This window comes from Parvularculales bacterium, assembly GCA_036881865.1.
In the GTDB taxonomy this organism is placed as follows: domain Bacteria; phylum Pseudomonadota; class Alphaproteobacteria; order JAPOUT01; family JBAJNM01; genus JBAJNM01.
In genome coordinates this window covers 1-26,131 of the sequence record JBAJNM010000011.1, presented here as the reverse complement: position 1 = coordinate 26,131, position 26,131 = coordinate 1, and the positions used below count along the sequence as shown (strand labels likewise).

The following is a 26,131-nucleotide window of genomic DNA, read 5'->3' as shown; positions in this document are numbered from 1 at the left end:
CACCATGCCCTTGTGGCACTTTTGTAAAGGAGACTCATTATGAACGAAACAGGTGGATGCTATTGTGGCGCGGTGCGCTATAAAATCACGGGCGAGCCAGCCATGAAAATTCAGTGTAATTGTCGGGAATGTCAGCACATTGCAGGTGGTGCACATAATTTCACTATGGGTATTCCGGAGAGTGGTTTTGAATACACCCAAGGAACGCCTAAGACATTCTCCCGGTCAGATCTGGAAAATCCGGTAACCCGTGAGTTTTGCGGCGAGTGCGGAACTCCTCTTGCCTCTCTAGCCCCCGGAGTGCCGGGTGTTGTCTTGCTGAAAATAGGCTCTCTGGATAACCCCGCCGTCTTCGAAGGCCCTCAGGCGGTTATTTACACCAAAGACAAGCAAGACTTTCACGTCCTGCCGGAGGGTGTTCCCGCTTTTGAAACTTTCCCCGGTTAGCACAACTTAACAGGAGTGCCACCAAATGCGCTCCTTAGATGGCTATCCTGTTACTCAGCCGCCGCGCGCCTCTCATCGGGGCCCGGATTGGCGTGCTTGGCATATTCCAACCGTGCAATGGTGCGGCAATGGACTTCATCCGGACCATCCGCTAAACGCAGTGTGCGCATAGAGGCATAAGACCGCGCCAAGCCCGGGTCGCTTGTAACCCCTGCTCCGCCGAAGGCCTGAATAGCATCATCAATCACCTTAAGAGCAACACGAGGGGCCGCCACCTTAATCATGGCAATCTCGGCACGCGCTACTTTGTTGCCCACCGTATCCATCATGTAGGCTGCCTTGAGGGTTAGAAGCCTCGTCATTTCAATATCAATACGGGCTTCTGCCACACGTTGCTCCCAGACAGAATGCTCGGAGATTTTTTTACCAAACGCTTCACGGGTTAGAAGCCGGTGACACATTTTCTCCAGCGCCCTCTCGGTAACACCAATAGTGCGCATGCAATGGTGAATGCGGCCAGGCCCAAGACGCCCTTGGGCAATTTCAAAACCACGACCTTCGCCCAAAATAAGATTAGAGGCCGGTACGCGTACATTGTTCAGTATAACCTCCGCATGACCGTGGGGTGCATCATCATAACCAAACACCGGCAACATACGCACAATCTCAACGCCCGGGGCATCCAGAGGCACCAAAATCTGAGATTGCTGTTTGTGCCGTGGAGCATCAGGATCTGTCTTGCCCATAACAATGGCAATTTTGCATCGAGGATCACCCACACCTGACGACCACCATTTGCGCCCATTGATGACATACTCATCACCATCTCTTTCAATGCGGGTGCAGATGTTGGTGGCATCCGAGGAGGCAACGCCCGGCTCTGTCATCAAAAAGGCTGAACGAATTTCTCCTTCCAGCAAAGGTTTGAGCCATTGGTTTTTATGCTCTTCACTGCCGTAACGCTCCAGCACTTCCATATTGCCGGTATCAGGCGCCGAGCAGTTAAAGACTTCAGAAGCAAACCCTACATGCCCCATGATTTCACACAAGGGTGCGTATTCCATATTGGTCAAGCCGCCGCCCAGAGATGATTCCGGCAGAAACAAGTTCCACAAACCCGCCGCTCTGGCTTTGGGTTTCAAGTCTTCAAGTATCTGAGGCACCTGCCAGCGATTATCGCCAAATGCTTCCATCTGTTGAGCATATACCGGCTCCGCCGGATAGATATGCTCATCCATGAAACTCTGCACCCGACTAATCAGTTCACGGGTTTTTTCGTTATGCTCAAAAATCATGAGAGGCCTCCGGCTCGTTATTCTCTTCCAACAAAATCTAACGTTAGCACTATAGCATTACTGGGGCTGCCAAGGCGAGTCTGGTCTAGAAACTCCGGATTTATCGCGTAATCCAGCAAAGAAATTCCGCAAAAGGTGGGCTGCCTCCTGCGCCCCTATACCACCATAAACATCCGGCGCATGTTGACAGGTTGTTTGCTCAAAAAAACGCGGACCGTTATCCACAGCGCCCCCTTTGATATCCTCCGCCCCATAATAAAGCCGCCGAATACGCGCCAAAGATATAGCCCCTGCACACATGGCGCATGGTTCCAAACTTACGTATAAATCGCAACCATCAAGGCGGGTGCAACCTAAATAATGTGCAGCCTCCCGTAGTGCCAGTATTTCCGCATGAGCGGTGGGATCATATAACCGGTGATGATTGTTTCCCGCTGCCGCTATAATATTGCCCTGTCCGTCAACCACAGCGGCCCCAACAGGTACTTCACCCCGCAGACCGGCAGCCTGCGCCTCGGCCAGCGCCCGCGCCATGGGCTCAGGCAGAGATAAAATATGGGGAGCAGTAGAATGTTTCATGGAGTTATCACCCTATCTTGTTCAAATCCTGATGGTAAATCAAGCATCCCCTGCCTCTTGACCTGATTTCTGTGCCCTGTCAAAACACAGGATGACCTCGCCTGAAACAGCCCGAAATGGAGAACGCATTGCCCGACGCATGGCACGGGCAGGATTGTGCTCCAGACGTGAGGCCGAGCGCTGGATTATGGAAGGACGGGTCACGGTGGATAATGTCATCCTCACCTCTCCAGCGGTGGTTGTCACACCTGATCAAGCGGTAATAGTTGATGGCACCCCTTTGACCGAGCCCCCGCCGACCCGCTTGTGGCGTTATCACAAGCCGCGTGGTCTTGTGACCACCAACCGTGATCCTCAAAATCGTCCGACAGTATTTGATGCTTTACCCAAAGATCTACCCCGTCTGATGACCGTGGGCCGGCTTGACATCAACACCGAAGGATTATTACTCCTGACCAATGATGGGGGGTTGGCGCGAACGCTGGAGCGCCCGTCAAATGGCTTCATGCGACGCTACCGGGTGCGGGCGTTTGGATCTATCACCCAAAAGGCGCTGGATAGCCTTAAGGACGGTGGGAACATTGATGGTTTTATGTTTGGCTCCGTTGAGGCGCGTCTTGACCGTGCTCAAGGTTCTAATTTATGGCTGACAGTTAATCTGGCCGAAGGCAAAAACCGCGAAGTAAAACGTTTGATGGAGTCTTTGGGATTGCGGGTTAACCGTCTTATTCGCGCATCTTACGGGCCTTACCAGTTGGGGCGTCTGGCTTCCGGTGAGATTGCTATAGTTCCCGCTCGCGCCCTGCGCGATGTTTTGAAAGCTACCTCAAACTCATGCGCTTAACCGGAGGACGACTTGCCGGCAGGCCGGTAAAGGCTCCCCGTGGGAAACATATCCGGCCTACCCGCGACCAAGCGCGGGAGAGTTTGTTTAATGTTTTAGCCCATGGGCTTATTGATGATTTTACCCCCTGTTCTGTTCTGGATTTATTTGCAGGTACAGGTCTTTTGGGTCTTGAGGCTTTATCGCGCGGGGCGACGTTTGCTCTGTTTGTTGAGCAAGATAAAACCGCCTGCTCTCTTATAGAAGAAAATCTTGCGCGTTTATCTCTGCTTGATAGTGCACATGTTCTAAGGCGTGATGCGAGCCGCCTAAGAACGCTCCCCGACAGAATTGCCCCAACTGAGGGATTCCATTTGGTATTTTGTGATCCTCCCTGGCGGCGTAATCTTGGTTATAGGGCATTGAGTGCCATTCATAAAGGCGGGTGTCTTAGCCCAAACGCCGTGTGTGTTCTGGAAGAGGCTGCCCACGTCGCTCTTGACCCACCGCCGGAGTTTGAGTTGATTGACAGGCGAGTGCAGGGCACCACGCAGTTTCTTTTGATGCGTCCTTCTTAATGAAATCAGCGCCTACCAAACAAGCGCTCAATGTCGCCCAATTTCATCTCTACATACGTAGGACGACCATGATTGCATTGACCGGACAACGGCGTTGCCTCCATCTCCCGCAGAAGAGCATTCATCTCATCAGCACTCAACCGACGACCTGCACGCACACTGCCGTGACAAGCCATGGTTCCTGAAATCTCCTCCAACTGTTCTTTTAAGCTCAACGCCTCACCTAACTCCGCTACATCGTCGGCCAAATCACGTACCAAAGCCGCAGCATCACACGGCCCCAACAAAGCCGGCGTCTCCCGCACCACAATGGCATCCTCCCCAAACCGTTCAATCACTAACCCCAGATCTGCTAGCTCACCAGCCCGCTGCATCAACTGCTCTACCACAGCGGCATCCAACTCAACCACTTCCGGTGTTAATAATGTCTGACGCTCAACACCAGACACAGCAAGAGAATGCTTGAAGCGCTCATGAACAAGTCTTTCATGAGCTGCATGCTGGTCAACAATAACAATGCCATCATGGGTTTGCGCTACAATATACGTCTCATGCACCTGCGCTCTGGCAACCCCTAAAGGCATACCATCCGGTAATTCTTGTGTGCTAACTCCTTCATTTCCGCCATCACCCTCAACACGACCACTATAAATATCTGCCCGCTCAAGGCCAGGCATAGCGGGAGCAGAAGACATACCAAAATTTGGTTGTTGCTCCCCACCCGGCACCCCAACAGAGGCCTGTTCACCCAACCCCATAAGATTAGGCGACGCACCCCTTGCCCTCCCACCACGATGACCTGAATAAGGCACACCCCCGCCCTGCCGCAAAGCTCCAACGGCTGCCTGACTAACACTGGTAGCGGCTTTATGTCCAGCACTTACCAGCGTATGATGCAAGGCACTTACCACCAACCCTCGTACCGCAGCGGGCACACGAAACCGCACCTCAGCCTTAGTGGGATGCACATTAACGTCCACTTCATGGGGTGGCAGGGTGAGAAACATAACCAATGCCGGATGCCGATTGCGAGCCAGCACATCAGCATATGCCCCCCGCACAGCACCCGCCAGCAAGCGGTCACGAACAGGACGCCCATTAACAAACAAAAACTGCATTTGAGCATTGGCCCGATTATATGTAGGCAGTCCTGCATATCCGCTAAACCGGATTCCCTCGCGGGTGGCATCTACCGGTAGAGCGTTATCCATAAACTCAGCCCCCATGATGCGCCTGAGGCGTTCTTCAGAACTGTCATCAGGAGGACAATCCACGATGGCCCGTCCACCGGACATCAACCTAAAACCAACCTCATTGTGAGCCATAGCAAGACGGCGCACTACATCGCCAATAGCCCCGGCCTCAGCGCGGGTGGATTTCATAAACTTAAGGCGGGCGGGTAAGTTACGAAAAATATCCCGCACCTCAACGTGAGTCCCCCGTCCACCGGCTGCTGGCCGGGCAGAATGCGCCGTACCATTGTCCACCGTGATACTATAGGCTGTCTCTTCCCGGCTAGTGCAGCTGATGATAACAAGCCGCGCTACAGACCCAATAGAGGGCAACGCTTCACCGCGAAATCCCAACGTGCGGATATTCAAAATGTCATCGCGACCACCATCAATAGACAATTTTGACGTTGCATGACGCTCAACACATAAAGCGAGATCGTCTTTATCCATACCGCAACCATCATCGTCAATGACGATGGCCTGCAGGCCACCTTCTTCTATGGTGATATCAATCTGTCGTGCACCGGCATCCAGAGAATTTTCTGTGAGTTCTCGCACCACACTTGCCGGGCGCTCCACCACTTCACCGGCGGCGATACGATTAACGGCATCTTCAGACAGGCGCTTAATAACAGACATAGAAGACCCTCTTTCGTTCTGACTTTTAGTGTATCATGAGTCAGAGCATACCACGGGTAGGGCCTTACGTGAATAATTGAAGTTATGGCGTAGAACCAGAAACCCCTTCCGGTGCGCCTACCATAACAACCGTCAAGTCGCCCGAACCCAGAATACGCTGTGCTGCCCGTTGAATGTCATCAAGGCTTACAGCGTTCACCATATCATTGCGGCGGGCTACATAATCAATGCCGAGATTTTCCACCCTAATACCGATAAGTTGGTCGGCTATGGCAATATTAGAGGTAAACCGCAAGGGATAAGCGCCCGTAAGATAGGTTTTGGCATCATTAAGTTCTTCCTTACTAACACCTTCCTCAGCAATGCGGGCGAGTTCGTCACGCACAACGGTCATAGCCTCAGATACGTTATCGTTTTCCGTTGCCATAAACCCTATAAAAACGCCCTCCTGATCAAAAGGCGAAAGATATGAATACGCCTCATAAACGATCCCACGTTTTTCACGTAATTCTTCTATAAGTCTGGACGACAAACCAGCATCCCCCAGAATGTAGTTCATCACAAATGCCGCCAAAAAATCCGGATCATCCAGCTTAAGGCCCAACGCACCATAGGTGATGGCCGTCTGAGCGGTATCAAGAGGCACAACAATCGTTCGGGGCTCGCTGTGGGTTATGTTTGTCACTGCGAGAGGAGGTGCTGTTGCAGGTAACCCCCCGAAAACGTCATCCAGAATCGGCTTGAGGCTATCTGCATCAATCGCGCCCACCACAACCACATATAAGTTATCCCTCGTTAAAGCCTCTTGATGCCATACTTTGAGGTCAAATTTTTGAAGAGTCGCTAAACTCTCCTCGGTACCTCGTCCATCACGGCCATAAGGGTGATCCCCGAAGTAAGCCTTAAACCATTCCTGATTGGCAATGCGGCCCGGATTTTGCTCATCCCACCTAATGGATGTCACGATTTGGTCACGCACCCGTCCAATAGCATCATCATCAAAGCGGGGGTCCGTTAAGGCCAGACGTAACAAGCCAAAAGCTACATTCTGATTTTCCACCAAAATCTCCAACCCCACCTGTATATTATCCCGTCCGGCTGAAACCCGAAGCCGAATGTTCAACCCTTCAACTTGTTCCTGAAACTCTGTTGCATCGTAATCTCCCGCCCCTTCCCACAAAAGATTAATTCCCAGATTAGTCAACCCCACTTTATCAGAAGGGTCTGCAACCCATCCCCTGTCCCAAGCAGCCCGCAAAGCAATAAGCGGTACGCTATAATCTTCCACCAACCACGCTTCAATACCACCCGGACTTACTATGCGCTGAATATCTACTGCATGCGCTGTACCCGTCAATGACAGAAGTACTGCCGCTGTCACTACACTCTGTTTCAAAAACACTAGAGGGACCATACTCATGACTCACCGCCCCCCTCTTTCATCTTCCGGCATGAGCCAACCGGTAACCGCCTGTTGAGGGTTAAAATAACGCCGTGCTGCCTCGGTCACCTTATCCGCCGTTATCGTGCGGGCTACTTCAGGCCATCTCATCATCTCTTCCGGAGATGTGCCGGTTGCCCATGCGATACCATAAGTATGCGCTCTATCCTGTTGATTGTCCCGCGCATAAACCTGTTGCGCAACAATACGACGTTGGGCGCGCTCCACCTCTTCTTGTCTAACGCCCTCAGTGCGCAGCCGATTAATTTCTTCATCAAGAGCCGTTTCCAGCCGCTCAAGACTTATGCCCTCACGGGGAGTAGCATAAAAGCCAATCCGCCCTCTATCTTCAACCTCAGTGACAGACCACGCCCCCGCGTCAACGGCAAGTTCTTTATCTACCACCAACGCCTGATATAAACGCGCTGTTGTGCCTCCACCCAAAATATCAACTAGCATGTCAATGGCTGTCGCTTGAGGCAAGCCTGCGCTGTTGTAACTGTCTGCCAGATATATGCGTTGCAATGAGGGTTGTTTAACCCGCCGGTCGCGGTGAACAATATGCACTGGCTTACTGAGTTCTGCGATATCCCCTCTCTCACGCAGGGGGATCCCTTTATGCGCCGGAATAGGACCATAATAACGCATCGCCAGCGCACGCACTTCATCAACGGTCACATCACCCGCTATAACCAATGCCGCATTATTCGGTGCGTAAAAAATTTCATAAAAAGATAACACATCATCACGGGTAAGGGCTGCCGTTTCTTCAGTAAAACCTATAACAGGAATGCCGTAAGGGTGGTCTCCGTAGAGAGCCGCTTGCATTTTTGCACCCAATAAAGTCAAAGGACGATCTGTCAGTTGGCCCCGGCGTTCCTCCAACACTACATCACGCTCTGTAGTCACATCACGCTCTGTGGGGTTGATGTTGGTCATTCTGTCAGCTTCCAAGTCCATAACCAAAGGCAAACGGTCGCGGGCAATCAACTGAAAATAAGCCGTGAAATCTTGTCCTGTGAACGCATTATCCTGACCGCCCTGACGAGCAACGGTTTTAGAGAACTCCCATTGAGGTGTTTTTTCCGTACCTTTAAACATCAAATGTTCTAAAAAATGTGCCACTCCTGATTGGCCAGATGGCTCATCGGCAGCCCCAACACGATACCAGATCATGTGGGTTACAACCGGTGCGCGATGGTCGGGGATGACAATGACATACATGCCATTGTCCAGCGTGAAGTTTTGCACCTCTGGCATAGAACCGTCATGAGACCTGGCGTAGGGCTGAGTATTCTGCACTGCCCCACAGCCAAGCCCCCCCATGGCGAGACCCGATAAGGCAGCAAGATTTATCCAGAAGCGGCTATGGCGAGAAGTCATCGTTGTATTTATCTATGGAGTGCGTTCGGTATTACGCATTAGTGCTGGAGTGACACTTAATTTATTTATGACTTGCGGCCCCTTAAACAAAAATGAAGATTATTTTCTCCATAAGATCAGAAATCCTAGTATCACGTTATTTTTTAACCGCCAGTGCCATCGCTGAGAAGGATTGGCTCTTTTAAGTTTAGGCGTTTCAGCAACCTCATCTCTTTCTTGTTTTCAGAGGGAGTAGAGACTTACGGAGCCGGTTCGGGAGTGGGGGTGAGCGTAGAAGCCTTAACCTGCTTCAACAACGCTAACTCTCCTTTGCTGGCAGGTGCTTTAGAGGTAGGCCGTACTATCGGTACTTCATTGTTTGTGGCACCTGTCTCACTTTCGTCAGTTCCGGCCCCAGTTCCATTCCCACCATTTTCTGTTTTAGTTTTTGGGGGGCGTAAATTATAATCCGGAGGTAAAACAAGAGGATTATAAGTGGTCACGGAAAATTCGTCGGGAGCGTTCTTGCTGTATCCTAACAGGCTATCTCCTCCCCCGCACCCTGCTAGTACCAGCGCAAAACTTGCCAATATGGCTATGGCATAGGCGGTCTTACCTGATTCTGCCTGCCACAATGACAAAGGATAAGGCAAAGGGTATTGAATAGATTTCATGACTTTTTTCTCATATTTTTAATTCTGATTCTCACCGGCAGAAAACAACCTGACACTGTTCCATACCATAAGAGCGGCCCCAACTACAATCCAAACATCAGCCAGATTGAACACATACCAATAATAGCCCCATGCATGCAAACTAAAGAAATCAGCCACCGCACCATAAACCAGCCGATCATACAGATTACCCAAAGCCCCTCCAATAATTAAACCCAATGCCAAAGCCAGCAACCACCCCTGAACTCGCGCCAGCCATACAATAACAACCGCTATGATGGCCACAATGAGGATGATCAAAAACCATCGCCCCACCTCGCTATTGTTGGTAAACAGGCCGTAGCTAACACCGGTATTCCATACCAGAACCACATCCATGAAGGGAGTAATAGTGATACGTGTGCCTATTGGTTTGCTTTGCAACACAGAGAGTAGCCAGTATTTTGAGAGCCAGTCTGTGACAAAACCGAGACTTGCAATTAAAAATCCTGTTGGACTTGCAGGCCCCCACATCCGGTTTATGACTATCACTTTGTCACCCGTTATCTGAACTGACAACACCAATGCAACGACCACATAAATCCGGGTGGCTTTTGTTGTCCCCTACGTCCGTCAGATATTTCCAACACCGGGCGCATTTTTCACCAGATGCTTTAAGGGGAACAACGGCCATGGTATCGTCCTCCTCCAACCTGAACGCATTCGCTGGAGGGGAAGCCCGTTTAAGGCTAACGGACGATGTAATACAAATCTCAGCCATATCAAGACCCGCTATAGCTTCTGCATCCTGCACATCGCTTACGTAAATTTCCGGTGCGGCCTCCAAGCTTGAGCCTATACGTTTCTCCCGCCGTTCAATTTCAAGAGCGTTTGTGACAACCCGCCGCACTGTTCGTACTCTGTGCCATTGTTCTACCAGAGTATTACTCTTATCAAACCAGTCTGCCGGTATATCAGGAAATTTACGCAGATGAACTGAGCCCTTGTCATCAGGGAAACGTGCAAGCCACACTTCCTCTGCCGTAAAACACAACAAAGGTGCAAGCCACGCCGTTAGGCAATGAAAAACCTCGTTCAGTACTATCTGGCATGCCTGACGGTGAGGCGCACTCATCTCGTCGCAATATAGAGCATCTTTACGGATATCAAAATAGAACGACGATAAATCCAACGTTATAAAGTTGAAAACGGCTTGAATGACACGTTTGAAATCAAAGTACTTATAATTGCCGCGCACACTCTGGTCCAATTCGGCCAGACGGTGCAGGACCCACCGCTCAAGGGAGGGCATACCAGAAACGGACATGGTGTGTGTGCCATCAAAATCGGCAAGATTACCCAACAAGAAGCGAAAACAATTTCGTATTTTTCGGTAGGCATCAACGTTGGACTTAACTATTTTCTGGCTGATGCGCATGTCCTCGCTATAATCGGCATTCACCACCCACAAGCGGAGAATGTCGGCGCCATGCTGATCGATTATTTTTTGTGGCGCCAGCGCATCGCCCTGCGATTTAGACATCTTGCGACCTTCTTCATCCACAAAAAAGCCATGGGTGAGTACGCCATCATAGGGCGCATGACCTCTGGTAGCACACGACTCCAACAATGAAGATTGAAACCAACCGCGATGCTGATCCGAGCCTTCCAGATAAAGATTGGCAGGCCATGCAAGATCCGGGCGATGCTCCAAAACAAAATTATGAGTGCATCCGCTCTCAAACCACACATCAAGAATATCTATCACCTGCTCCCATTCGTCAGGGTTCACATCATCCAGACCACCAAGAAAGCGCGCACGGACATCAGGCTTAAACCACACATCAGCGCCTTCTTGTTTAAAAGCCTCCGCAATGCGTTGATTAACACCCTCATGAGCGAGCACTTGTGCTGTCTCGCGGTGAACAAAAACTGCAATTGGAACCCCCCAGCTTCGCTGCCGGGAAATCACCCAATCGGGACGGCTCTTAACCATAGCTAAGAGTCGTGCACGTCCTGTCTCCGGTGTAAAGGCCGTAGCCTCAATAGCCTCGAGAGCATACTCGCGTAGCGTTTTAGCGGGCATATCAGGCTGTGGCGAAAACGGTTTGTCCATGGCGATAAACCATTGCGGTGTGTTACGGAAAATGATCGGCTTTTTGGAGCGCCAGGAATGAGGATATTGATGACGCAGCCGGCCCCGTGCCAACAAGCAACCGGCCTCATGCAAGGCTATTGTTACGTTTTTATTGGCATCGCCCTTTTCACCTTCTGCCGTAAAAATGCACATTCCTTCAAACCCAGGGGCATCTTTTGTAAAACAACCTTCGGCATCTACGGTGGCGGGAATAGTTCGCGATACACCCCACGAGTCTAAAAGTGCACCACTGGCCATCCAGAGTTCAAAATCCTCTCTACCATGACCCGGGGCGGTATGAACAAACCCCGTTCCGGTATCATCTGTTACATGAGCAGCAGCCAAGAGAGGCACATCAAAATCATATCCCCCCAACCCTGCCTCCCGCAGAGGATGCGCACACCGACATTGCGCCAACTCAAAAGATTCAACCTTTCTTACCAAAGACAACTCAACATCGGCGGTCTCAGCCAAAATATCCGCACGTGACATGGCCACCACAACCTGCTCTCCCACCTCTGCTTGCGCTTTGCTATCAGACGACAAACTTTTGATAGCGTACAGGCCATAGTCCATGGTGTCGGAAAAAGCGATGGCACGATTGCCAGGTATCGTCCACGGCGTTGTTGTCCAAATGATAGCACTGGAGCGTAAAGAGTTTTCAGCAAGACCCGACCCACCGTCAACAACAAGCGGAAATTTCACCCAAATCGTATCAGACACATAATCATGATATTCCACCTCTGCCTCAGCAAGGGCGGTTTTTTCAACAACAGACCACATAACCGGTTGCGAACCACGGTAGAGCAAACCGTTGGCGATAAACCTATGTAATTCACAAATGATGCGCCCTTCGGCGTCAGCAGACATGGTGGTGTAGGGGTTCTCCCACTCACCTTCTATGCCAAGACGTTGAAATTCTTCTTTTTGAACCTCAATCCAATGTTCGGCGAAGGCTCTACATTCAGCGCGAAAATCTAACACCGGTGCATCGTCTTTGTTTTTTCCCTGAGCGCGGTATTGCTCTTCTATTTTCCATTCAATAGGAAGACCATGACAATCCCACCCGGGCACATAAACCGCATCATAACCCATCATCTGACGAGAGCGCACAACTGAATCTTTCAATATCTTATTGAGGGCATGACCCAAATGAAGGTTACCATTGGCGTAAGGCGGTCCATCATGGAGAATATATTTGTCTCGTCCTTTTGTGGCTTTACGCATTTTCTGATGCAGGCCCATGGCTTGCCAGCGTGCTAAAAGTTCCGGCTCCCTGCGCGTAAGCCCCGCCTTCATAGGAAAATCAGTGCGTGGCAGAAACAATGTATCGCGATAATCGCCGTCGCTCTCTCCAGAGGAGTGAGATTTATCAGAGTTCGTTCCAGATGAAGTAGCCATAGCGGACAAGGTTTAACACACACCCGATCTTTGTTACAGACCAAGTTACAGATCAAACGCGCCAAATAGTGTCTCTTCATCAGCCATACCGCCCATGAGAGCACGTGCTTTGATGCTATCCTCAGCGATTTGCGCCTTGAGACTCTCCAGACCATCAAACTTGCGCTCCGGCCTCAAAAGGCCAGCAAAGGCTACAGAGAGATGCGCTCCGTATATGTCCGCATCCCAATCAAACAGATGAACCTCCAGCATGGTTTGATCTTTGTTAAAAGTGGGCCGCCGCCCCAGATTAGCAACACCTACCTGTCGTCCTTTATGGGGGCCGTCCATAATATCAACCTGCACCGCATAAACACCGTGAGCCGGCTCTACATACCCCTCCAGAGATACATTGGCGGTGGGAAACCCTAATGTGCGGCCACGCTGATCACCTTTAATGACGCGCCCTTCTATGCGCCACCAGCGGCCCAAAAGACGAGCGGCCTCTTCAGGCCTGCCTTCTTGCAGAGCGACCCGGATGCGCGTTGATGAATACGCCATTCCGTTCACGCTAACCGGTTTGCACACGCTAACCGAAAACCCGTATTGCTTGCCGAGCTTCTCAAGAGCCGCGCTATCCCCATCACGCCCCTGACCAAATGCAAAATCATACCCCACCGCTGCATGAGACGCACCAAGACCATTGCTTAATACATCGCACACAAAAGATTCAGCACTGCGGGTTGCCATGGAGTGGTCAAACGGCAGGGCGGCCAGTATATCCACGCCGAGTTGTTTTAACAGATGAGTACGCACCCGAAATGGTGTCAGCTGAAAGAATGGTTCGTCAGGCTTAAAATAGCGCCGTGGATGAGGCTCAAACACCAACACCCCAAGAGGAACGCTGCGCGAGCGGGCGGCTGTAGCAGCCTCACGAATAACTGCGCAATGCCCCCGATGAACGCCGTCAAAATTGCCTAGCGCAAAACAAGCCCCCTTCAGGTCGGGCGCTACAGTATCAAAGTGGCGGATGATTTTCATAATCCCTACGCTGTAAAATTAGGCATCACCAAACAAGGCGAGCCAAAGCGCCGATAGGTTGCACCCCTTCCTGAGCGCATAAGTCAGCAAGACGCTGCGGGTCTGGGGTCAGGGGTGTTTCGCCCAGTTCATCAGCTAATATGCCACCAGTGATAAAAAGAGCATCCAATCCTTGAGCATGTGCTCCGCGCATATCGGTTATCATACCATCTCCCACCGCGAGCACTCGCGTTTTATCAGGTGCTGCCAACCCTCGTGCTCCGGCCAGATAGGCGACCCTTGCAAGGGCAGTTTCATAGATTGGCGCATGGGGCTTGCCAAAATATATCACCCGTCCGCCCATAGTCTCATAGAGAGCCGCCAGCGCTCCGGCACAATAGATTATCTCGTCACCACGCTCCACAATTAAATCAGGATTAGCGCACACCATGGGTATATCGCGCTTAATGAGAGGCCCAAAAGACGCCTTATAGTCATCAGGTGTCTCTTTGGTGTCGTCATAAAGCCCGCTACACACAATAAAGCTGGCCTCCTCCGACGTTGCTGCTTGACGGAAGGGTAGCCCAGCCATGAGAGGTACATCACGCGCCGGACCTATATGCCAAAACACAGGACCATAAAGTTGTTTTTCCAAAGCCACCCGCACTGCATCTCCTGACGTAAGCAAGCCATCTATGGCCTCGTTGGGAAATCCCATGGCTACGAGCTGCGCCCTGACTTCCTCCCCCGGGCGCGGCGCATTGGAAAGCAATAACACAACACCTCCTCCCGCACGAAACCGGATAAGCGCCTCCAGCGCTTCAGGCCAGATCCGTACGCCATTGTGGACAACACCCCACACATCACACAACAAGGCCTCGTAGCGACCTACCAGCCCTGCCAACCCCGCCAACAGAGAGATAGACGGCGACCTGAAACTCTTTGATGGATATTCAGCCATAACCGGCTCTAACCGTCTCGGCTACTTTCGTCAAGTTCCTGCTTCCTTCTCCCGGAGAGGGGTGTTGTCAAGAGAGGTCTTCTGTGAAAACATCTAGCATGAATGAATGAGCAAATAAGATAGGAGAGGGGTAACTCATGACGCTTTTTGACTTAACCGGCAAAGTTGCGCTGGTGACAGGTTCTACGAAAGGTATTGGCGAGGCCATTGTTAAACGCATGGCGGAGCATGGCGCGAAGGTTGTTGTCTCCAGCCGCAAGGCTGACGCTTGCGACAAGATAGCAGCAGAAATCAATGAGAATCACCCAGAACAAGCCATTGCTATTCCGTGCAACATTGCACACAAGGAGCAATTGCAAGCTCTGGTAGACAAAACCATGAACACATGGGGACGGATTGACACTCTGGTGTGCAATGCGGCCGTTAATCCATATTTTGGTCCGTCAAAAGATATTCCCGATGAAGCCTTTGACCGCATTATGGGGTCCAATGTGCGCTCCAATCATTGGCTGTGTCACATGGTATTACCGCAGATGACAGAACGCAAAGATGGGTCAATTATTATCATTTCCTCCATTGGAGGCTTGCGTGGCTCGCCCATTATTGGTGCATACTGTATTTCCAAGGCGGCTGATTTTCAACTGGCCCGCAATCTGGCAACAGAATATGGAGGAGACAACATCCGCGTGAACTGCATCGCCCCGGGCCTTATTAAGACGTATTTTGCCAAGGCCTTGTGGGATAATCCAGACATCCTTAGGCGCTCAACGGCTAACGCACCGCTTAAGCGCATCGGGATGCCTGATGAAATTGCCGGTGCAGCTGTATTTCTGGCAAGTCCCGCAGGAGCTTTTATGACCGGTCAAAAGATGGTTATTGATGGTGGCGTCACAGGTGCTGGCATTGATGAATAAAACCCCTCGGGCCTAAAACGCTATGCCTCGTTGGTCTAGTATTGTGAAACACCTTGCGGCAGGTGATGTCAGCAAGGCCCCTCCTCATATTCACACTCTTAATTTTGGTGCGGGGCAAATTGCCATCAAAGCGCCGGGTCATGTTACATATGATTGGATGGTGGATGAACGCTATAAGAATCCAACCGTGGTGTTTGGCGGTTATCTGTCAGCGCTGGCGGATTATATCAGCGCTACCACAGCCATGACGGTGTTAAAGGACAATCAAGATTTCACAACGCAAGATTTACGAGTTATATTTTTTCGCCCTGTGCTAAGTGGACGTCTTTTGTGTGAATCTAAAATTATCAACCAAAGCCGCAGCCAGTTGTTCATAGAGACGTTGCTTACCCTTGATGATGGCAAATTAGCCGTCAAGGCAAGCGCCTTGCAACGGATATTAGAGACACAACCTCAGTAGGAGCGTCCTCTGGCCTCAATAGGCCAGATGTCTATCAGCGTGTCGCCACGCACAACGTGGTAATAGTCATAAAGATTAACGGTAGGATCACAATGAGGCGTGATGGCAGAAGCCATATGGCCCGGCGTTAGGCCATTAACGCCGGACGGTAGTTTCAAACCACCATGTTCATCACCGAAGAAAAAGTATTTCGTACCCTCCGGCACGCCAGAGAGAAGACGCGGGGCATCGGCATCGGCGGAAAATGATTTATACCCCGCATCCGTTGTAGCCAACCCCGCCGTATTGGAAGAAACGACACTCATCTGCACCATCAGCGCTACGCCAAAAGGCAATCCCGCAGCCTCTGCATCTTTTACAGCACCATACTGCCCATCCATGAAAATATAAGATCCGGCTTGAAGTTCTGTGAACACGCCTGCCTCCACATCAATGTCATAGGTTCCCGTACCCCCACCGGAAAGAATGGTGCACTCATGGCCCGCTGAGCGAGCCGCATCTCGCATCTCCACCACTTGCGCTAATACTTTCAGAGCGTGAGTGCGTCGCTCGGTGAAATCCTCCACATGCATAAGGTGGCCTGCATAAGCCTGAAATCCAAGAAACGCAAGAGATGGCAACGTTGATATTCTTGCTAATAAATCAAGAGCTACAGGCCCAGGGGCTACCCCTGTACGGTGCAACCCCACATCTAAATCAATCAAGACCCGCAAGCCCCCCTGAGAGGCCGCCAGTGCCAAAGCCTCGGCGGTTGCAACATGGTCTACCACCACAGTCAACTCCTCAAGCAGCCCGTTGAGTGCTACGATCCGCCTGATAGCCTGCTCCGAGGCCACCGGCGAAGTAATCAGTATGCCATCAACGCCCTGGGCCGCCAGTGCCTCAGCCTCCCCTATCTTGGCACAACACACCCCAACCGCCCCAGCCTCTATCTGAATTTTCGCAATGGTAGCCGATTTATGTGTTTTGGCATGGGGCCGCAGCGCCATGCCTTTTTCCCCACACACCCTTGCCATCCGCTTCACATTGGCGGTAAAAATATCATAATCCAACACTAACACTGGTGTGGGCAAAGCAAAACGCGACCCGGACTGGCTTATCAAAGCCTCTCCTATAGGCTTATTGAAAAATTGAGTATTTTTCTGACTTTTATTCACTATCTTCTCTTTTTCTCTCGCCATTTCCTGCCCCCTTTTCTCCTTTTTTCACCTTTTTTCCCTGTAGGCCTTGACAGACATTCACCGGATGCCTATGTATCCCCGCGAGGCTGTTAGCACTCCCCTTCGGTGAGCGCTAACAGCGATCGTCAAACTTTAGCCCCTACAGCAAGACGAGGTCTTCTACCCTGTTCACCCGCTCTTTTGTCTTAATTCAGATACTTATCCCTTGCAGGATATGACGATAAGACAAAGTAGATTAAGGCACAACAGAAGGCGGCTTTTCGGATATTGCCTACGGGGTTCACTTATCCACCATAGAGAAGGAGGATTCAATTATGAAATTTCGTCCGTTGCACGACCGTGTTCTGGTTCGGCGCGTAGAGGAAGAAACTATGACCGCTGGCGGTATTATTATTCCTGATACAGCGCAAGAAAAACCATCAGAGGGCCTTGTGGTATCTGTTGGGCCGGGCATCACAGGCGATGACGGTAAGACGCACGCCTTAGATGTAAAAGCCGGTGATCGTATTTTGTTCGGCAAATGGTCCGGCACTGAAATTACCCTTGATGGAGACGACCTTCTTATCATGAAAGAAAGCGACATCATGGGTATTGTTGAGGGGACAGGCAAAGGTAGAAAAGGCAAAAGAGCTGCGTAAGCCATCTTGACTCCTGCCCTACCCGTTAAACATCAGGCGTGATGAAACATGCCAGTAAACATTTGAATATTTTGGAGAGGATAAAATGCCAAAAGAAGTGAAATTCAGCGCCGAAGCTCGTGAAAGCATGCTGCATGGCGTAGACGTATTAGCCGATGCGGTACGCGTCACCCTTGGTCCTAAGGGCCGTAATGTTGTGATTGATAAATCATTTGGTTCCCCCCGGACAACCAAAGATGGCGTCACGGTAGCCAAGGAAATTGAGTTGGAAGACAAGTTTGAGAACATGGGCGCGCAGATGGTGCGCGAAGTGGCGTCTCGAACCAATGACGAAGCCGGGGATGGCACCACAACGGCGACCGTTCTTGCTCAATCTATAGCCCGTGAGGGTGCCAAGGCAGTAGCGGCGGGAATGAACCCTATGGATATTCGCCGCGGTGTGGATATAGCCGTTAAGGTTGCCATTGAAGATTTGGAAAAACGCTCCAAAAAAATTAAATCTCCGGCGGAAATCACACAAGTAGGCACTATTTCCTCTAACGGCGAACGGGAGATCGGTGAAATGATTTCCAAAGCCGTGGATAAAGTGGGCAACGAAGGCGTGATTACGGTTGAAGAAGCCAAAAGCCTTGAGAGCGAGTTGGATGTTGTAGAAGGTATGCAATTTGACCGTGGTTATCTGTCGCCTTACTTCATCACCAACGCTGAGAAGATGGTAGCCGAGTTGGATGATCCGCTTATCCTGTTGCACGAGAAAAAACTATCTAATTTGCAGTCTATGCTACCGGTTCTTGAATCGGTGGTGCAGGCGGGTCGTGCGTTGCTGATCATCGCTGAAGACATTGAGGGCGAAGCGTTAGCTACTCTTGTGGTCAACAAATTGCGCGGGGGGATGAAAATCGCTGCGGTCAAAGCACCGGGTTTTGGCGATCGTCGTAAGGCCATGCTTGAAGACATCGCCGTTTTAACAGGCGGACAGCTTGTTTCCGAAGACCTCGGTATAAAACTGGAGAATGTAACTCAGGCCATGCTTGGTAGCGCCAAACGCATCCGCATTACCAAGGACGACACAACCATCGTAGGTGGTAGCGGAAGCAAAAAGGACATTGAAGCCCGCGTTGGTCAGATAAGAGGTCAGATTGAGGAAACATCCTCCGATTATGATCGGGAAAAACTTCAAGAGCGTGTTGCCAAACTAGCAGGTGGCGTAGCTGTCATAAAGGTTGGCGGTGCTACTGAGGTGGAAGTCAAAGAACGCAAAGACCGCGTAGACGACGCTCTCAACGCAACACGGGCTGCTGTTGAGGCGGGCATAGTACCGGGCGGCGGCACAGCGCTGTTGCTCTGCACAAAAGCCGTCAAGCGCTTGAGTGATAAAAACCCTGATATTCAGTCAGGCATCAACATTGTGCTTCGCGCCTTGCAGGCTCCGGTTCGGCAGATTGCCGAAAACGCCGGTCTGGAAGGCTCTATCATTGTCGGCAAAATCCTTGATGGCAAAGATGCCTCTTTTGGGTTTGACGCACAAAAAGAAACTTATGTGGACATGGTGCAAAAAGGCATCATTGACCCGACAAAAGTAGTCCGCATATCTTTGCAAAATGCGGCCTCTGTTGCCGGTCTGATGATCTCCACCGAGGCCATGGTAGCCGATAAGCCAGAGCCCAAAGCCCCTCCGATGGGCGGCGGTGGCATGCCGGATATGGGCGGTATGATGTAAACTCGGCATCAAAAGCCAGATTAATTTTCGGGGCGGCGTTTTATAAGCGTCGCCCCTTTATTTCTCTAAATTATTAGCGGTCGGATTTCAGATTAGATATTAGTGAGTTTCTTGTACACGAAACCGAAGTACCTAAAAACATAAACCACCGCTAATCATTGACTGGGCAGTGGTTTTTTGTTTCAGCCGTTAAGACGAGCGAGAAGGCGGTCATACCCCTCATTATCTGCAGTAAAAATATAATCAGGAAACGATGCTGTAACAGTTTGGCTCCCATCCTTCTGTAGCCACGCTACTAATGGGTGGAGTTGCTCACGAGGACAATAAACTATCACTACATCCTGTGCTGTGCCCTCTCGGGGAAAAGACGTCATGACCCCAAAACGCTCTGTCAGGGATGATAAGAAGCCGACATCCACACCTTTGTGAACAAATCGCACTTCGACCATACTGGCAGCCCGCTTACGTGCCATTATCATGGCTAAAACTTCGGCGGCAGCGGTCAGAGTCGGCGTACTCCATGATGCCACAAGACAAGCCATCAAGACAGCTTCACTTTTCAGGATTACCCCATCTTCAAGGAGTTTGAGATTGTTAGCAGCAAGAGTAGCTCCCGTTGAAGTGATATCCACAATAAATTCTGCTGAGCCAATACCGGGAGCGCCTTCCGTAGCGCCAGCGCTTTCTACAATTCTGTAGTTTGTAACACCGTGTCGGCTAAGAAAGTTGCGGGTTAAGCGAGTATATTTGGTAGCAATTCGCATCTGGCGACCATAGCGGGTGCGAAAACCCCAAGCGACCTCATCAAGATCAACCATAAGACGCACATCAATCCAGCTTTTTGGCACAGCGACGGCGACGGTAGCATGACCAAAGCCAAGCCTCGCCATAGGTTCTACAGATAGCTCTGGCTTTTCAATGCGCTCATAAATCAAATCTTCGCCGGTCACTCCCATGTGTAACCCGCCATTACCGAGCCGTTGGGCTATTTCATCGGCTGATAAAAATACCACCTCGACATTATTAACGCCTTGCAAGCGACCATTATAGCCACGGCCGTCTTGCTTAACGACGCCTAAACCCGCACGAGCAAAATAGGTTAGACTATTTGCTTCCAAGCGACCTTTGGAGGGTAGCCCTATCACCAGCGTATCGTTGTTCATAGAGTCATTCATAGGGTGGTCAGCCTTTGTGTTATGCGTCTTTTTTGATGGCAAGGGTTATTCTGTCAGGCCGCAAGGTACAACCCACAGCCGGGACTGGCTCCGGAGAGCCCAATACCGTGAGTAACCGATCATAGCGGCCACCACCACCCAAAACCCGTGACTCACGCACGGGTTTATCAATTTGTAATTCAAAAACAAAACCGGAATAATAATCCAGATTACGTCCGAATTCGGCAGAAAAACGCGCCCGTTTTAGGGATATACCGCGCTCTGTAACCAAGCTGAGTCGCCTCTCAAGAGCATCCAGTGCTTTGTCCAGTGCAACGCCGGTTCTCGCGCACAGTTTACGCAACGCCTTGACTGCTTCTTCTGGCGGGCCTGATATTTCCAAAAAGCGCGATAGCATAACCGCAGCATCCTCCGGCAGAGCATATGATAGATTGTCAACGGCTTGCTCCAAAAATCGCTCAGCAATATCATCAATAGTCCGCCCCCCCAACGGGCCTATATCAGCAAAGCCCAAAATATCCTGCACCAATCGTTGCGCCTGATTACCATCAAGAGAGGCCAAAGCCTGAAGAAACCCTTCCTCCGCTGCCGTTGTCTTATCGCTGGCCATAGTAGCCAACACTTCGCGAAACCGCGACGGATTGCGCGTATACCGCCGCAATCGGGCGCCCCACACATGAGGTAATTCCAGCGCCTCTACTAGCGCGTCAAATAAAGCAAGGTCGCCCATCTCAATCTTCAGTTCTGGCAACCCCGCCTCTTTCACTGCATCTACAGCGAGCGCCATTACTTCGGCATCCATAGCCTCCCGGTCTCCATCGCCTAGACATTCAATACCTGTTTGAAGAAACTCTGTTGGGCGCTCACTGCCATCAGGCTGCTGACGAAAGACGGTTCCCTCATAGCATAAGTGCGCTTTTTCTCCAGTAGTGTAGGACTCTAGATAAAGCCTACAGGTGGGAATGGTCATGTCAGGCCGCAAACAGGCTTCCTCACCATCGCCCGTTACCATGTAGAGACGGTGGCGAATATCTTCACCTAGCAAATCCAGAAAAGCATCCAAGGGCTGGAGCATGGGTGGTACTACAGGCTGGCATCCGGCGTTGTGAAACACCTTACGAACAGACGTGAGAACGGCCTCATCGCTGACCGTATCGCTCATGATATCGTCACTTGATATTTTTTTGTTGTGCGCCTTTTTAGGCATGACAAAAATTCCTTAAATTTCAAGTGCACTTATCAGACGAAACTGTGCTTGTGCTATCAACAGATGATGCAGTTTCGCGTTGTCGGTCTAAGATGGCTCGCACACCCTCAACCAGTTGAGCTCGTGGCAGAGATGTCTGGGCTACACCTGTGGTACGCCATTCTTCATTGTCGCTGATATCGATGGCCAGAGATGCGCCGAGAGCTAGGTCTTTCACGGTAACAGATTGCCGGGCGCGCTCATCATCACCCTCAATAACGGCTATGGGGGCAGCGCGTTTATCCGCATATTTTAGTTGGGCACGCATGCCTCCGCCACCTACGTAAGCTTCAGCTCGAATGCCAGCTACACGGAGTTCTTGTGCCATGGTAACGCTGGAGGCGGCATTCTCCTCCCCCAGCCGTAAAACAACAACCGGCCCTTGAAGCAGGTTTTCTTTTTTCATTTTCTGCTCTTGCAAGGCGGCATAAAGACGGCTTACTCCCATAGAGAATCCCACGGCGGGAACACTTATCCCCTTAAATCGGCGCACCATATCATCGTAGCGGCCACCACCACCAACGGCATCCTGAACACGCCCCTCCCCCAAGCGCACCTCAAAGACTGGTCCGGTATAATACCCCAGCCCCCGTACAATGGAGGGGTCAATGGCCACACATCTAGCATCACATCCAAAAGCAGGGAGCAAATCTATTATCTCGCGCAGAGCCATAACTCCAGCACGACCTGTTTCGCTATTGCCCACTAGAGCTTCTAACTGATCACAGAGATTACCGTGTGATACTCCTTTGAGGCGTACGAAAGCTAGCACTTTGTCAATTGAGCCTGCGTCAAGACAAGCACCGGGGGTAAAATCACCGGAGGCATCCTTACGACCTTCCCCTAGCAAATCTGCTACACCTTTTTCTCCTAAGCGATCCCATTTATCTATGGCACGTAGTACTCCAAGGCGACGGGCAGCAAAATCCGCGGCCTTAGGGTCAAGGCCCAGAGTTTCCAACACCCCGTCCAGCACCTGTCGGTTATTGAGGCCCACGACGTAACGTCTCCTTGGCACCCCCAGCGATTCCATACAGGCGGCGGCCACAGCGCATAATTCAGCATCGGCTACCATGACTGGCGCACCGACAGAATCCGCATCAATTTGCATAAACTGGCGAAATCTCCCGGGCCCGGGCTTTTCATTCCGAAACACAGTCCCCCACTGATACCGTCGAAATGGTTTGGGTAATTCATCATAGTGAGCCGCTACATAGCGCGCTAAAGGGGCCGTCAAATCATAGCGCAATGCCAACCATTGGCCATCATCATCTTGCAGGGCAAACACACCCTCGTTGGGCCTATCTTGGTCTGGCAAAAAATGTCCTAAGGCATCCGCATATTCCAGAATGGCGGTGTCTAGCGGCTCAAAACCCCAAGATTCATAGACCTGTGAGACGACCGCCAGCATCGCCGAGAGGCCACGGGCCTCGTCAGCGTCAATATCCCTTAGGCCCCGTGGTATGCGAGCCTTCGGGCGAGATATGGTATCTTTTTGGGTCATAGAAAACCGCCTTTTCGGACGTAATACAACACGTGGTAGCCTATCCGCCATGACCGGGCAAGACGTTCGTCCGAACTATGCTTGCCGCTTGCGTTCCTGATGTTATTTCTGATGAAGGACAATGAAGAATACGGTGCATCCTTCTCCCACGCCTCCTCTTGACGAATGGCTTACTCTCCCTTCGGCGCAAAAACCACCGGCATGATAATATCCTCAAAAGAAACTGTAAGTTCATCAGGAAAGGGCGGCATAGGAGATGCCCGCTTCAGCATCGCTAAGGCCTCACGGTCAAGCAGAGCAACGCCTGACTTTTCTATGAGTTGATGTTTTATCAGTTCTCCATGCCGGTTCAGGGTGAAGCGCACCACGACGGTCCCTTCTACGCCGTTTATGCGAGCGATACGTGGATAGCGTAGATATTTTCTGAGATGCATTTCCACTTGGGCTAGATAGTTATCTCTCTTTTGCTGATCTTGTGTTTGAGCGTTTGTTGTGGAGAAGGTGCTGTGGGGTGATATTGTAGCGGTGATTTCACTGGCCGGGGGTGGTGGGGTTTCTTTTGCTGGTGCATGAGCGACAGGCCGGTTTTTAGGGGCCGGGATTTCGGGGGGAGGCAGCTCAAAAGACACCTCTCCCTCCTCTTCAGACACCGGTTCCTCAAGAAATGGCATCGGAGATGATAACACAGAGAGCCGGATGACCTGCCCTGCTCCTTTATCTGACAAAGACAAACCTGCCGGGGAGGTAATTACAGCCGCTAGAAGCCACAGGATACCACCATGTAGCACCATCGCTACTAGTAGCGCCAGAAGCCATAAGTAACGCCCATCAGGGGGCAATGGAGATATGTCTGTTTCCGTTTTCACCGTGTTTTTTTGGTATTCTCAGTGTTATTTTTTACATCCCAACCCTACCACAGCACCTTCGTGAAATCAGAGCGCCTTCTGACAGGCTTAATGGTTGCTTTGTGGGGAAGGCTACCTATACTCATCTGACATATTTTCGGGAGTTAGTAACACCGAAAAGAAAAAACTCAATTCAGGAAAATCAACATAGTGAGTAGCAAACCCATGACCAATGATGTCGGCATTTCCATCAAAGGCCTTGTTAAACAGAACCATGAGAGCATTCTAACACCGGATGCGGTAGCTTTTATAGCAGACTTAGAGCGCAGGTTTGGTGCAGAACGGAAACGGCTTCTGGAGGCTCGGCAAGCACGGCAAAAGCGGTTTGATGCAGGAGAGTTGCCTGACTTTTTGCCGGAAACGGCCGACATACGCGAAAGCGACTGGAAAGTAGCTCCCATACCCGCCGACCTCCAGGATCGGCGCGTGGAAATCACCGGCCCCGTTGACAGGAAAATGGTAATCAACGCCCTTAATTCTGGTGCGCGGACGTTTATGACTGACTTTGAAGATGCCAGCTCGCCCACGTGGGACAATCTTCTCCAGGGCCAGCGAAATCTGATGGATTTATGGCGCGGCACTATCGACTTCACCGATCCTTCAAACGGAAAAAACTACGCACTTAAACCCAATCCCGCCACACTGCTGGTGCGACCACGAGGTTGGCATTTAGAAGAGGCCCACCTAGAGGTAGACGGCAGGCCTATGTCTGGTTCTTTGTTTGATTTTGGCCTCTACTTCTTTCACAACGTCAAAAACATAAAGGCCAAAGGAAGCGGTCCTTATTTTTATCTTCCGAAAATGGAAAACCATCTGGAAGCACGTCTTTGGAACGATGTGTTTATCCATGCTCAGAAGGCGTTAGGAGTTGAGGTTGGTACGTGCCGTGCGACTATTCTCATTGAAACCCTGCCGGCGGCTTTTGAGATGGATGAAATCCTCTATGAAATGCGCGACCATATTGTCGGGTTGAACTGTGGACGGTGGGATTATATTTTCAGCTATATCAAACGATTGGGTCGCAACCCAAATTATATTCTTCCTGACCGCTCCAAAGTAGTGATGGGAAAAGCATTTCTTGGAGCGTACTCCCTGCTACTGATTAAAACCTGTCACCAGCGTGGTGCCTTTGCTATGGGAGGCATGGCGGCGCAAATACCGGTTAAGGGTGATGCAGATGCCAACGATGCTGCCTTCGCCAAGGTGCGCGCTGACAAAGAACGTGAGGCCCGCGATGGTCATGATGGCACATGGGTAGCCCATCCGGGCCTTGTACCGGTGGCAATGGAGGTTTTTGACCAAATGATGCCCTCCGCCAATCAGTTAGATAAGAAGCGAGACGACGTCAACATTACCCAGGCCGATATGCTGGAGGTGCATGAAGGCACTCGCACCGAGGAGGGGTTGCGTGAATGTATCCGCGTTGGGGTGCAATATATTGAGGCTTGGCTTGGGGGTCGGGGGGCCGTGCCGCTTTACAATCTGATGGAGGATGCGGCTACGGCAGAAATCTGTCGCTCTCAGTTATGGCAATGGCTGCTCCATGGGGCCAGCCTTGAAGATGGTCGTACCGTAGACCGGCAGTTGTTCTATGATCTGTTGACCGATGAGATGAACACTCTGCGCAAGACTTTGGGAGAAACTCGATGGATGGGCGGTCATTTTGAGAAAGCCATTAGCCTCTTTGACCGGATAGTGATCTCCTCTGATTGCGAGGAGTTTCTTACCTTGCCCGCTTACGGTCTTTTGCTGGAAGGAGAGACCATCAAGGCTTAGGCAGAAGTGCAAATTAGCGGGGCTATTAGCGCCCCACCCTTGAGTATAAACAGAAAACCCGTTAT

General features: G+C 51.0%; 23 protein-coding genes. 8 read left to right on the top strand and 15 right to left on the bottom strand.

Annotation, left to right across the window (positions count from 1 at the left end):
- The first annotated feature begins 39 nt into the window (after positions 1–39).
- Positions 40–447 (top strand): GFA family protein, encoded by a 408-nt coding sequence (locus tag V6Z81_04265; protein ID MEG9861701.1) that lies wholly within the window; start codon positions 40–42, stop codon positions 445–447.
- A 50-nt stretch (positions 448–497) separates the two neighbouring features.
- Here the strand turns inward: V6Z81_04265 and V6Z81_04260 are convergent, their stop codons facing one another.
- Both V6Z81_04260 and V6Z81_04255 read right to left on the bottom strand, forming a co-directional pair.
- A complete protein-coding gene (locus V6Z81_04260; protein MEG9861700.1) occupies positions 498–1,742 on the bottom strand; it encodes an acyl-CoA dehydrogenase family protein in 1,245 nt (414 codons plus the stop codon).
- A gap of 57 nt (positions 1,743–1,799) precedes the next feature.
- Positions 1,800–2,321: a nucleoside deaminase gene (locus V6Z81_04255; protein ID MEG9861699.1), complete on the bottom strand. Its 522-nt coding sequence runs from the start codon at positions 2,319–2,321 to the stop codon at positions 1,800–1,802.
- Between the two features lie 91 nt (positions 2,322–2,412).
- On the opposite strand from V6Z81_04255, the gene V6Z81_04250 reads away from it, so the two are divergent.
- Complete coding sequence (locus V6Z81_04250) at positions 2,413–3,165, top strand: pseudouridine synthase (GenBank protein MEG9861698.1); 753 nt, start codon at positions 2,413–2,415, stop codon at positions 3,163–3,165.
- Positions 3,156–3,722 carry a 16S rRNA (guanine(966)-N(2))-methyltransferase RsmD gene (rsmD, locus tag V6Z81_04245; protein MEG9861697.1) on the top strand — a complete coding sequence of 189 codons (567 nt, stop codon included), beginning with the start codon at positions 3,156–3,158 and terminating at the stop codon, positions 3,720–3,722. Before V6Z81_04250 ends, rsmD begins: the two co-directional genes overlap by 10 nt.
- A 5-nt stretch (positions 3,723–3,727) precedes the next feature.
- Here the strand turns inward: rsmD and mutL are convergent, their stop codons facing one another.
- The 8 genes from mutL to V6Z81_04205 form a co-directional block, all read right to left on the bottom strand.
- Complete coding sequence (gene mutL / locus V6Z81_04240) at positions 3,728–5,593, bottom strand: DNA mismatch repair endonuclease MutL (GenBank protein MEG9861696.1); 1,866 nt, start codon at positions 5,591–5,593, stop codon at positions 3,728–3,730.
- 82 nt (positions 5,594–5,675) lie between these two features.
- On the bottom strand, positions 5,676–7,013 hold the full coding sequence (locus tag V6Z81_04235; GenBank protein ID MEG9861695.1) for a pitrilysin family protein: 1,338 nt from the start codon (positions 7,011–7,013) through the stop codon (positions 5,676–5,678).
- A 3-nt stretch (positions 7,014–7,016) separates the two neighbouring features.
- Complete coding sequence (locus tag V6Z81_04230) at positions 7,017–8,417, bottom strand: pitrilysin family protein (GenBank protein MEG9861694.1); 1,401 nt, start codon at positions 8,415–8,417, stop codon at positions 7,017–7,019.
- Between the two features lie 239 nt (positions 8,418–8,656).
- Positions 8,657–9,070, bottom strand: coding sequence for a DUF3035 domain-containing protein (locus tag V6Z81_04225; protein MEG9861693.1), 414 nt, complete (start codon positions 9,068–9,070; stop codon positions 8,657–8,659).
- A gap of 18 nt (positions 9,071–9,088) precedes the next feature.
- On the bottom strand, positions 9,089–9,601 hold the full coding sequence (lspA, locus tag V6Z81_04220; GenBank protein ID MEG9861692.1) for a signal peptidase II: 513 nt from the start codon (positions 9,599–9,601) through the stop codon (positions 9,089–9,091).
- Between the two features lie 4 nt (positions 9,602–9,605).
- Positions 9,606–12,587, bottom strand: coding sequence for an isoleucine--tRNA ligase (gene ileS / locus V6Z81_04215; protein ID MEG9861691.1), 2,982 nt, complete (start codon positions 12,585–12,587; stop codon positions 9,606–9,608).
- A gap of 45 nt (positions 12,588–12,632) precedes the next feature.
- Complete coding sequence (locus V6Z81_04210) at positions 12,633–13,607, bottom strand: bifunctional riboflavin kinase/FAD synthetase (protein MEG9861690.1); 975 nt, start codon at positions 13,605–13,607, stop codon at positions 12,633–12,635.
- A gap of 25 nt (positions 13,608–13,632) precedes the next feature.
- A complete protein-coding gene (locus V6Z81_04205) occupies positions 13,633–14,547 on the bottom strand; it encodes a TIGR01459 family HAD-type hydrolase (protein ID MEG9861689.1) in 915 nt (304 codons plus the stop codon).
- A 137-nt stretch (positions 14,548–14,684) separates the two neighbouring features.
- Between V6Z81_04205 and V6Z81_04200 the strand changes: the two genes are divergently transcribed.
- Positions 14,685–15,461: an SDR family oxidoreductase gene (locus V6Z81_04200; protein MEG9861688.1), complete on the top strand. Its 777-nt coding sequence runs from the start codon at positions 14,685–14,687 to the stop codon at positions 15,459–15,461.
- 22 nt (positions 15,462–15,483) lie between these two features.
- Positions 15,484–15,921: a PaaI family thioesterase gene (locus V6Z81_04195; protein MEG9861687.1), complete on the top strand. Its 438-nt coding sequence runs from the start codon at positions 15,484–15,486 to the stop codon at positions 15,919–15,921.
- On the opposite strand, the gene V6Z81_04190 is transcribed toward V6Z81_04195, so the two are convergent.
- The gene (locus V6Z81_04190; GenBank protein ID MEG9861686.1) at positions 15,915–17,102 is read right to left on the bottom strand and encodes a DSD1 family PLP-dependent enzyme; all 1,188 of its coding nucleotides are present in this window, start codon (positions 17,100–17,102) and stop codon (positions 15,915–15,917) included. The two genes, V6Z81_04195 and V6Z81_04190, sit on opposite strands and share 7 nt — an antisense overlap.
- A gap of 314 nt (positions 17,103–17,416) precedes the next feature.
- Here V6Z81_04190 and V6Z81_04185 point away from each other — a divergent pair, with 314 nt between their 5' ends.
- Together V6Z81_04185 and groL are read left to right on the top strand one after the other, a co-directional pair.
- Positions 17,417–17,740, top strand: coding sequence for a co-chaperone GroES (locus V6Z81_04185; GenBank protein MEG9861685.1), 324 nt, complete (start codon positions 17,417–17,419; stop codon positions 17,738–17,740).
- Between the two features lie 85 nt (positions 17,741–17,825).
- Positions 17,826–19,460: a chaperonin GroEL gene (groL, locus tag V6Z81_04180; protein ID MEG9861684.1), complete on the top strand. Its 1,635-nt coding sequence runs from the start codon at positions 17,826–17,828 to the stop codon at positions 19,458–19,460.
- A 182-nt stretch (positions 19,461–19,642) separates the two neighbouring features.
- Here the strand turns inward: groL and hisG are convergent, their stop codons facing one another.
- From hisG to V6Z81_04160, 4 genes are all read right to left on the bottom strand, one after another.
- Positions 19,643–20,635, bottom strand: coding sequence for an ATP phosphoribosyltransferase (hisG, locus tag V6Z81_04175; protein ID MEG9861683.1), 993 nt, complete (start codon positions 20,633–20,635; stop codon positions 19,643–19,645).
- 19 nt (positions 20,636–20,654) lie between these two features.
- Positions 20,655–21,842, bottom strand: coding sequence for an ATP phosphoribosyltransferase regulatory subunit (locus V6Z81_04170; GenBank protein ID MEG9861682.1), 1,188 nt, complete (start codon positions 21,840–21,842; stop codon positions 20,655–20,657).
- A gap of 19 nt (positions 21,843–21,861) precedes the next feature.
- Positions 21,862–23,385, bottom strand: a complete 1,524-nt coding sequence (gene hisS / locus V6Z81_04165; GenBank protein ID MEG9861681.1) for a histidine--tRNA ligase — start codon at positions 23,383–23,385, stop codon at positions 21,862–21,864.
- A 170-nt stretch (positions 23,386–23,555) separates the two neighbouring features.
- Positions 23,556–24,251, bottom strand: a complete 696-nt coding sequence (locus V6Z81_04160) for an energy transducer TonB (GenBank protein MEG9861680.1) — start codon at positions 24,249–24,251, stop codon at positions 23,556–23,558.
- A 189-nt stretch (positions 24,252–24,440) separates the two neighbouring features.
- On the opposite strand from V6Z81_04160, the gene aceB reads away from it, so the two are divergent.
- The gene (gene aceB / locus V6Z81_04155) at positions 24,441–26,066 is read left to right on the top strand and encodes a malate synthase A (protein ID MEG9861679.1); all 1,626 of its coding nucleotides are present in this window, start codon (positions 24,441–24,443) and stop codon (positions 26,064–26,066) included.
- The last annotated feature ends 65 nt before the right edge of the window (positions 26,067–26,131 follow it).

What these genes read in the sequence shown, in the direction of transcription:
- V6Z81_04265 (MEG9861701.1), top strand. Translation starts at nt 40, where the DNA reads ATGAACGAAACAGGTGGATGCTATTGTGGCGCGGTGCGCTATAAAATC.
- V6Z81_04260 (MEG9861700.1), bottom strand. Translation starts at nt 1,742, where the DNA reads ATGATTTTTGAGCATAACGAAAAAACCCGTGAACTGATTAGTCGGGTG.
- V6Z81_04255 (MEG9861699.1), bottom strand. Translation starts at nt 2,321, where the DNA reads ATGAAACATTCTACTGCTCCCCATATTTTATCTCTGCCTGAGCCCATG.
- V6Z81_04250 (MEG9861698.1), top strand. Translation starts at nt 2,413, where the DNA reads ATGACCTCGCCTGAAACAGCCCGAAATGGAGAACGCATTGCCCGACGC.
- rsmD (MEG9861697.1), top strand. Translation starts at nt 3,156, where the DNA reads ATGCGCTTAACCGGAGGACGACTTGCCGGCAGGCCGGTAAAGGCTCCC.
- mutL (MEG9861696.1), bottom strand. Translation starts at nt 5,593, where the DNA reads ATGTCTGTTATTAAGCGCCTGTCTGAAGATGCCGTTAATCGTATCGCC.
- V6Z81_04235 (MEG9861695.1), bottom strand. Translation starts at nt 7,013, where the DNA reads ATGAGTATGGTCCCTCTAGTGTTTTTGAAACAGAGTGTAGTGACAGCG.
- V6Z81_04230 (MEG9861694.1), bottom strand. Translation starts at nt 8,417, where the DNA reads ATGACTTCTCGCCATAGCCGCTTCTGGATAAATCTTGCTGCCTTATCG.
- V6Z81_04225 (MEG9861693.1), bottom strand. Translation starts at nt 9,070, where the DNA reads ATGAAATCTATTCAATACCCTTTGCCTTATCCTTTGTCATTGTGGCAG.
- ileS (MEG9861691.1), bottom strand. Translation starts at nt 12,587, where the DNA reads ATGGCTACTTCATCTGGAACGAACTCTGATAAATCTCACTCCTCTGGA.
- V6Z81_04210 (MEG9861690.1), bottom strand. Translation starts at nt 13,607, where the DNA reads ATGAAAATCATCCGCCACTTTGATACTGTAGCGCCCGACCTGAAGGGG.
- V6Z81_04205 (MEG9861689.1), bottom strand. Translation starts at nt 14,547, where the DNA reads ATGGCTGAATATCCATCAAAGAGTTTCAGGTCGCCGTCTATCTCTCTG.
- V6Z81_04200 (MEG9861688.1), top strand. Translation starts at nt 14,685, where the DNA reads ATGACGCTTTTTGACTTAACCGGCAAAGTTGCGCTGGTGACAGGTTCT.
- V6Z81_04195 (MEG9861687.1), top strand. Translation starts at nt 15,484, where the DNA reads ATGCCTCGTTGGTCTAGTATTGTGAAACACCTTGCGGCAGGTGATGTC.
- V6Z81_04190 (MEG9861686.1), bottom strand. Translation starts at nt 17,102, where the DNA reads ATGGCGAGAGAAAAAGAGAAGATAGTGAATAAAAGTCAGAAAAATACT.
- V6Z81_04185 (MEG9861685.1), top strand. Translation starts at nt 17,417, where the DNA reads ATGAAATTTCGTCCGTTGCACGACCGTGTTCTGGTTCGGCGCGTAGAG.
- groL (MEG9861684.1), top strand. Translation starts at nt 17,826, where the DNA reads ATGCCAAAAGAAGTGAAATTCAGCGCCGAAGCTCGTGAAAGCATGCTG.
- hisG (MEG9861683.1), bottom strand. Translation starts at nt 20,635, where the DNA reads ATGAATGACTCTATGAACAACGATACGCTGGTGATAGGGCTACCCTCC.
- V6Z81_04170 (MEG9861682.1), bottom strand. Translation starts at nt 21,842, where the DNA reads ATGCCTAAAAAGGCGCACAACAAAAAAATATCAAGTGACGATATCATG.
- hisS (MEG9861681.1), bottom strand. Translation starts at nt 23,385, where the DNA reads ATGACCCAAAAAGATACCATATCTCGCCCGAAGGCTCGCATACCACGG.